General features: G+C 53.0%; 4 protein-coding genes. All 4 read left to right on the forward strand.

Going from position 1 to position 8,811, the window contains the following annotated elements:
* Positions 1-479 precede the first annotated feature (479 nt).
* A complete protein-coding gene (locus FBQ85_21675) occupies positions 480-2,729 on the forward strand; it encodes a beta-glucosidase (GenBank protein ID MDL1877749.1) in 2,250 nt (749 codons plus the stop codon).
* A gap of 175 nt (positions 2,730-2,904) precedes the next feature.
* On the forward strand, positions 2,905-5,502 hold the full coding sequence (locus tag FBQ85_21680) for a T9SS type A sorting domain-containing protein (GenBank protein ID MDL1877750.1): 2,598 nt from the start codon (positions 2,905-2,907) through the stop codon (positions 5,500-5,502).
* Positions 5,503-5,892: 390 nt separating this feature from the next.
* Positions 5,893-8,247, forward strand: coding sequence for a T9SS type A sorting domain-containing protein (locus FBQ85_21685; GenBank protein MDL1877751.1), 2,355 nt, complete (start codon positions 5,893-5,895; stop codon positions 8,245-8,247).
* 43 nt (positions 8,248-8,290) lie between these two features.
* Positions 8,291-8,811 (forward strand): carboxypeptidase-like regulatory domain-containing protein (locus tag FBQ85_21690; GenBank protein ID MDL1877752.1); only part of this gene is annotated, 521 nt, incomplete at its 3' end.

Here is an 8,811-nt window from a genome sequence, read left to right on the forward strand (position 1 = left end):
GGAAAAACTTTATCGCCAATGGTCACCGAGTTTCACCGAATAGTTTTTTGTTGCTTCGCAGAAGCTTTGATTTGCAGCTTGTCTGCAAATCAGGGTAGACTGTTACCTTGAAAAAATTACCCATTCTTGCCCTGTCATCCAGACTTCGGCGTGAGCTCAGTCGAACGCAGGGCGCTTGTGAAGTTGCAGGTTTAATTCCGAGTACTTCACACGATTCGCCTGAATGACATTTCAAAGGAGTTACTCCTAAAACTCTCAAGGTAACAGAGCATTAGTTGAGTTATCAATTCAATAATCCGCTGTTATCAAACTAATAACTTTGCCCGCACCCGCCGCCAATTGCCCGCGTAATCTCTTGTATTTTCAATAGGATTTTGTAAGCCTTTACATGGCGCGATTTTTGTAAAAATTTGGTCACAGAGGTTACTTTCCCGCCAAAAACGCGAAGTCATTTTTGAGCAACTTTTTGGGATCAAAATATGAAACAACGGACGTTGTTCTTCCTCTGTGCCCTTTTTTGCTCGGCTGCGCTTGCTGTTGCGGGCGGCGGCAAGAACAAGAATCCTGAAACGCAGGTGGCTGATCTGCTTGCGCAAATGACTCTTGAAGAAAAAATCGGGCAAATGACGCAGGTGACAATTGACGTAGTGGCAGCATACCGCGAAACGCCCGGTGGCTGGCAGGCGCTCGATCGTGAGAAATTGCGCACGGCAATTCTCCGGCATCATGTCGGCTCGATTTTGAATGTGATGGGCGCGGCCTACAGCATCGACAATTGGCATGAGATCATCACGCAAATTCAAGACGTGGCAACCAAGGAAACGCGCCTGAAAATTCCTGTGATTTACGGCATCGATGCGGTGCACGGCGCGAACTACACCACGGGCGCCACCATCTTCCCGCAAAATCTCGGCATGGCAGCAACGTGGAACAGCGACTTGATGAAAAAGAACGGCGAGATCACGGCCTACGAAGTGCGCGCCAGCGGCATTCCCTGGAATTTCAATCCCGTGCTCGATATTGGCCGGCAGCCTTTGTGGCCAAGATTGTTTGAAACCTTCGGCGAAGATCCCTATCTCGCTTCAGTTTTGGGCGGTGTCTATGTCAAGGGTCTCGAAGGCGACAATAACGAAGTGGATCACAAAGAAAAAGTCGCGGCCTGCGTCAAGCATTACCTCGGTTACAGTTATCCCCTCACCGGCAAAGATCGCACACCTGCTTACATTCCCGAGCGTTTGTTGCGTGAAAAATTTCTGCCGCCTTACAAAGCCGGTGTTGAGGCGGGCGCGCACACAGTTATGATCAACTCATCGGAAATCGACGGCATTCCGCTGCACGCCAGCCACTACTTTCTCACCGAGCTGCTGCGCGAGGAGCTGGGTTTCAAGGGCTTTGTGGTTTCGGATTGGGCTGATATCATCAATCTCCACACCCGCGAAAAAGTGGCGGCCACGCCCAAAGACGCGGTGCGGCAAGCGGTGATGGCCGGCGTGGATATGAGCATGGTGCCGCTCGATTTCAGCTTTTATGAATTGCTGCTCGAACTGGCTCAAGAAGGCAGCGTGCCGATCGCGCGCATCGACGAAGCCGTCAGCCGGATTCTTTTGGTTAAGCTGAAGCTGGGGCTTTTTGATCAGCCTTATCCGGATAAATCGCTCAAAGCCAAATTCGCTTCGCAGGAATTCCGCAAAGTGGCGTTGCAAGCAGCGCAAGAGTCCATCGTTTTGCTCAAAAACAACGGCAACATTCTACCGCTGGCTAAAGACGCCAAAATACTCGTCACCGGACCAACGGCAAACAAATTAGCCGTTCTCAACAGCGGCTGGACGATTACCTGGCAGGGCAATGACGAGTCCTTGTATCCGAAAGACAAGGACAACATCCTGCAGGCAATCGAGAAAAAATTCGGCAAAAACAATGTGAGGTTTGTGCCGGGCACGAATTTCAACGCGGAAATCGACATTGCCGCGGCCGTCAAGGCTGCCGAGCAGGCAAGCGTCGTGGTACTCTGCCTGGGTGAAGAGGCCTATTGCGAAACGCCGGGCAACATTACGGATTTGACGTTGCCCCGCGCGCAAATCAATCTGGCGCAAGCCCTGCAAAAAACCGGAAAGCCGATTGTTTTAGTTTTGGCGGAAGGCCGGCCGCGTCTCATCCGCGAGATTGAAGAGAAAACCAACGCCATTCTCGCTGCGTTTTTGCCCGGCATGGAAGGTGGCGCCGCGCTTGCGGACATTCTCAGCGGCGACGCCAATCCCTCCGGCAAACTGCCCATCACCTACCCCAAATATGCCAATGATCTCACGCTGTATGACCATAAATTCAGCGAGCACACCGGTGAATTTCAGGCTTATGATCCGCAATTTCCGTTTGGCTATGGCTTGAGCTACACCACCTTCGCATATTCGGATTTGAAGCTGCAAAAATCTACAATCAAAAAGGGCGACGCGCAGTTTGTGGAAGTCACGGTCAAGAATACCGGCAAACGCCCCGGCCAGGAGGTTGTTCAGCTTTATCTCACTGATCTCGTGGCCTCGGTGACGCCCGCGATGAAACGCTTGAAGGGATTCCAAAAAATCGCATTGGCGCCGGGCGAAAGCAAAAAGGTTGCGTTTACGCTGCGGCCGGAAGATTTTTCGTTTATTGGGCTCGATCACAAGCCGGTGATCGAGCCGGGCGAGTTCAAAGTTGCGATTGCCGATTTAGCGCAAGCGTTTGTGTTGGAATGATGCTTCATGAATCTCGCTCAATCCGTAGCGGTGATCTGCACGTGTTCTGCTACGTCTTGGCCGCAGCTTTAGACAGCAGAAGCCGCGGCCAAGCCGTGGCTGAACGTCATTTGTGTTTTGTTAGCCAACATGCTGAACGTTCAATTCAATAACCTTTTACGCAAGGAGGTAGAGTATGAAGCATTTCAAATTGTTACGATGGTTGCTGTTGGCGCCTGGGCTGGCCTTTAGCCAGGATGTGCTGCAGAGTTTTGACACTGAACTCGATTCCAGCTACTGGGCATACGAGCATGTGAGCAGCTCCACCCAGACATTCACGAATCTGTCGTTGGCTAACGATGTTGTGCACAAGGGCACCGGCTCGATGAAGGTCGATTATGCCATTCAAGGCACAGAGAGCTGGGGCGGTTACGCCAATATCATGCACGGAGCGGATAGCACCGAGGTTTTCGATTTCTCGCCGTATACGCACCTGAAGGTGTGGTACTACAATGCCATTCCGCAATCGATACCCAGCACCACACATCTTCGCGTCCTGCTCAAAGACATGAGCAATGTCGCCGTCAATGACCGCATTATGGCGAACATCACGCAAGCAGAGTTCTGGTACTCCCACTTTTTCGTTCTCGACGCGGCGCCGGGTTGGAATGAACTGGTGCTGCCGTTGACCGATGTCGGGGTACAGTCCGATCAAGGCGTGTGGCTGCCAGGCTGGGCCGGCCAGGCCGGCAACAGCACACTTGATCTTGACAAGATCAAAGCCTGGAAATTCGAATGGTCGATCGACGCCTCGGTTTATAACGCCGCCGACCCGCAAGCTTCCGGTATTTCTGCCGGAACGATTTATTTAGACGATTTACGGCTTACCGGCCATGCGTTTCCGGTTATCAACTTCTTTGATACCACCGCCTCCCAGCCGGCGACCTATGCAGGAACCGGGAGCAGCAGTATCAGCGTGACCGACAATACCACGGAGTTTTTGGAAACGGCCTCGGCGCAATTCGATTGGAAAGTCGATGCCCCGGAATCATGGGGCGGTTTTGCCAGCCTCACGTACGGCGACGACAACAGCTTTTTGCCGAACATGGCGGGCCACACGCACATGACTTTGCGCTACAACAATTTCCTGGCTTCCAGCAACCCCGGCAATGTGGTTTTTCGCATCCAATTGTACGATTACAGCGAGGGCGACAATTCGCAAGAACAATGGATTTTCGAGACGCGTGCGGTGCTCGACTCGGCAGCGGGTTGGAAGAAATTGATCATTCCGCTTGAAGACCGCGGTGCGGGCGTGGGCCCCAATGCCGAAGGCTTCTCGAATCCGGGCTGGTCCGGCGTAGCGGGAAACAGCAAGCTGGATTGGGACAAAGTGAAGAAATACGAGTTCGCTTTTTCCGCAGCGCAACAGGGCACGGTTACCACGGGCGGAATTCTGTTCGACAACCTCGAGTTGTACGGCAAGCGCCAGACGGATTTCGAGCCGCCGGCCGAGGTGCAAGGCGTGGCAGCGGTGCCGGACGCCAATCAGAATTTCAACTTGGTGATTTGGCAGGATGTGCCCAACGAACAAGGTGAACGATATACCGTGTATGCCAGCCAGCAGCCGATCACGGACATCAATGCGCCCGGTGTTGAAGTTATTGCCGACGGCGTAGCGGAAAATGTTCAGACCTTTGTGCATTACCTGCGCCACCCGCTGGTGGATAAGGCCGTCACGTATTACTATGCTGTCAGCGCTGTGGACCGAGTCGGTAACATCGGCGATGCCGGCACAGCGGCTGCGCCAGTGGCCAACACCGCCAAGGGAGTTGCCACCATTGCTCTCAACGTCCCCGCGAATGTGGCTATCGACGGCGATTTGAGTGAATGGTACGCCAGCGGCATCAAGCCGTTCGAATACAAGCAATCCACCTCACATGTTGGGTTAGGAGTTTTTGAGAACGACGACGATCTCTCGATCACGATGTTTATGGCGATCGACAACGAATATCTCTACTTCGCGGTCGATGCCATTGACAACGTGCATTCGTATGATGCCGCCGGCAACTGGTATGAAGATGATGCCATCGAGATGTTCTTTGGTTTGTATGATGGCCGTCCGGGCCCGCCCCACCTTGCCCGGCTGCGCGGCGAAAAGCCGGATTACGCGTTGCAATACCGCTACGACGGCTTGTTTAACGCGGACAACAACAACTTTCAGATTTACAACCGCGATTCCACCAACTACTACTTCGAAGGGTTCGGCTCCGACTATATCATCGAGACCAAAATCCGGTTGAGCGATATTACCTTCGGCGACGATGCCCCTTTTACACCGGTCAACGGCACGCGCATTCCGCTTGACTTTTCGATCCATGACTCCGATGTCGCGAATGTGCGCGATGGCGTGATGTCGCTGTCGCCGATCAACAATGACAATTCCTGGTCGTCGCCGCGCAATTGGACGTACACCTGGATCGGCGATAAAGATTCGCCCACCGGCGTGGAAGAGGCGCAGGGCAATGTTCCGACGATTTACAGCCTGAGCCAGAATTACCCCAATCCGTTCAATCCCACCACCAACATCGTCTACACGCTGCCCAAGTCCGGCGCCGTGAAAGTCGAATTGTTCAACGCGCTCGGCCAAAAAGTGCGCACACTGGTGGATGAGTTCAAGGCGGCCGGGAAATACACGGTCACCATCCAGGCTGAAACACTGCCTACCGGCGTTTATTTCTATCGCTTCAAAGCCGGAGATTTCAAGCAAGTGCGCAAGATGCTTTTGATGAAGTGATTTTGCGTATTTGCTTGGCTGTTTTGCTGATACTCGTGCTCTCGTTCGCCAATGATTCCTGAGAATCTCAAGTGAGCGAGAGTACGAGAAAGAGTGCCCCAGAAGCCGAAACCCAAAAGGCCTCACGCAAAGGCACGAAGACGCAAAAAGTCCGCAACGTTATTGCTTTGCGGCTTTGCGCCTCTGCGTGAATGTTTTTGCCTTTTTCGCAGCGACTTACAGCGTTTTTCAAATGCGTATGCAGGATTCGTAGTCCTGCCCCCTTGTAGTGCATTGTTGCAACCATGAGTTTTATGGCTTCAACAGCCGCCCACAAGGGACGGGGACTACCAAACCCGTTCGTCCAAATGAAACACGCCGTAAGCGCCTAAACGTGAGGTTGAGGAGACTATGAGCAGCGGTGAACGGGCTGGATTGCTTTTGAAAGCAACGTGGTTGTGCTTGTTCTGGTTGGCGCCCAACGCGTCAATGGGGCAGGTGGTTGCCACGTTGGACGCAACCTTGCAACTGCGCACAGTTGATGGCATCACCGTGCCGCATCAAAATGGCATTCCCATTCCTTCATTTGAGAAACAAGAGCGCACAACCGTCAATCTCGCCGGCCTGTGGCGCAAGCAACGCTTCGCGGCCAATCACGATTTGACCCTCAAAAAGAGAGACGCCGCCGGCTTCGCGGAATTGCTCTCGGAAGCCGGCGACCGTTTCAAACCCGAATTTGACGACAGCAACTGGCCTACACATCAAATTCCGGGCGTTGAAAACACCATTAACGCTTATGAACGCCGGCCGGAATATTATCAAGACGGAGTGTGGTACCGCCGCGCATTCGCGGTTCCGGATTCTCTGCGCGGCTCCTTCGTCAAACTCATGTTTTATGCCGTCAACTATGTTGCTGATGTGTGGTTGAACGGAACGTATATCGGTTATCACGAAGGCGGCTATACTTCTTTTGCGTTTGATGTTTCACAGGCGATTAGATATGATACTCTAAATGTTCTGGCCGTGCGCGTGGATAATCCGCCGTGGGGAACGCGCAGCGATATTGTCCCCTATTCGCGCGTCGATTGGTTCAATTACACCGGCATCATTCACGACGTTTATTTGGAGTTTTCCGATCCGATTTCTGTTGTGCGCGCCGACGTCGTGCCCAAAGAAATAGATGGCACAATTCAAACCACGATCACACTGTTCAACGCCTTGCCCGCAGAACAAGATATTGAGGTGCGGGTGCAAGTTTATGAAGCCGCGATTGGCGAACACAACATCCGCGCGGAAAAGGCTGCGGAAGTGATGGGCGCGCCGGCCCCGGTTTCCGGACAAACAGAAAACAGTGTGACGGTCGCGTCACAGGCCAGCAAAACCTGGCGGACGATGCTCACCGTGCAAAATCCCAAACTCTGGTCTCCGCAAAATCCCAATCTTTATGTGTTGCACGTTATCGTGTCAAAAGCCGGCGAAATAATTGATGAATTTCATACACAATTTGGCATTCGCACGGCAAAGAAGCAGGGCAATAAATTTTTGCTCAACGAGAAGCCTGCGTTCTTTGTCGGCCTGGCGCGCCATGAAGATCACCCAACCCACGGCCGCAGCATCCCAATCGAGACGATTTATGACGATTTACTGAAAATCAAAAATCTCAATGCCAATTGGCTGCGCACCGCCCACTATCCGAATCATCCTTTTACTTATCTTGCCGCTGACCGGCTCGGCTTCGTCGTCATGGAGGAGATTCCGGTCTGGCAATTCGACTCAAACCTGGCGTGGGTGCTGCAAAACTTGTTGCGCCATATTCACGAACAAATGTTTAAAGAGATGGTCTTCCGTGACTACAATCGCCCCTCCATCATAACCTGGAGCACCAGCAACGAATGCCTGGATGTCGATAATCGCAGGACTTTCATTCAACGCGTGCAGCAAGAGTTGAATCGTTTGTACCCGGATGGCAGGCTTACCGGCCAATCGGCTGCAGCAGACCGGCCCGGCCCGGACGATCCTTCACAGGCCGTATGTGATTTCATCGGCTGGACCATGTATTTCGGCGTGTTTCACGGCAGCACAGCCTATACCGGCACAAAATATTTTCTCGTCGATGCGAATCTTGCTTATCCCGAAAAGCCCGTCATCAATACGGAGTTTGGCTACTGGTCTTCGGAAAACAGCTCGACCGCCGGCATGCAGGTGGAGATCTTCAACGAAACCTTTCGCGCCTTGAAACAACGCGCGGTTATGGACAGTCTGGGCAACTACGATTGTTGCGGCTACTTGATGGCAACGACGTGGTGGTGTGCGTTTGATTGGTATCGCATGACTGAGGGCTTCCAGAGCATGGGGGTTTTGCGCATGGACCGTGTGACGGAAAAGCCAGTGACGCCCGTGCTCAAAGCCGCCTACCTGCCCTATTTCAAAAAAGGCGGTATCGCCACGGAAGTAAAAGAGCGCGCTTCTGCCGCAAGCTCTTCATTGCCACAATTCGTGCTGTACCAAAATTATCCCAATCCCTTCAACCCGGCCACGAGCATCAGTTTCTCAGTGCAAAAAAGAACGCCCGTCAAGCTTACCGTGCTCGATGTGACGGGCAGAGAGATTGCGGTTCTGCTCGATGAAGTGAAAAATGCGGGCCACTACCACGTGACATTTCCCGACAACGGCCGCACACAGCAGCATTTACCCAGCGGCGTTTATTTTTATAAATTGGCAACGGATAAATTCACCGATGTAAAAAAAATGATTTTGATGAAGTGATCGCTGTTCCTAAAACACGGTTTGACAATCCGAGGATTTCGTCATGACCCTTTACACCAGCACTACGCGCCGGTTCTTACAAGTTTTTTTCACGGCGTTCTTCTGTACTGCCCCCTTGTTAATGGCTCAAACAACCGGTAAAATCGCGGGAAAAATAACCGACAAAGATACCGGCCAGGGCCTGCCGGGCGCGAACGTGATTCTTGACGGCACCAACCGCGGCGCGGCTGCCGATCTCAACGGCGAGTATTTCGTTATCAATGTTCCGCCGGGAGTGTATGATCTCCGCGTGCAGATGATTGGTTATGAAGCGCAACGTGTGACCAACGTGCGCGTATCCGTCAATCGAACCTCCACGGTCGACGTGCGATTGCAGGCAACCACCCTGGCCGGCGAGGAAGGTGGCGGTGGCATCAACGAGCGGGCGATCCGGGCCCTGGCGGAAATTGTCGACTCACCGGCCGGTATGCTCTGGCGCTGTGATGACGGGCTGCGCTGCGACTTTGCCGAGCACTGGTCGATGCCGCCGGGCAAGGCCTTCGATGCCAAACCCGACGCCGAACT

Source organism: Cytophagia bacterium CHB2, from assembly GCA_030263535.1.
Lineage (GTDB): Bacteria > Zhuqueibacterota > Zhuqueibacteria > Zhuqueibacterales > Zhuqueibacteraceae > Coneutiohabitans.

Coding starts and splice junctions, on each gene's coding strand:
- FBQ85_21675 (MDL1877749.1), top strand. CDS start 480: ATGAAACAACGGACGTTGTTCTTCCTCTGTGCCCTTTTTTGCTCGGCT.
- FBQ85_21680 (MDL1877750.1), top strand. CDS start 2,905: ATGAAGCATTTCAAATTGTTACGATGGTTGCTGTTGGCGCCTGGGCTG.
- FBQ85_21685 (MDL1877751.1), top strand. CDS start 5,893: ATGAGCAGCGGTGAACGGGCTGGATTGCTTTTGAAAGCAACGTGGTTG.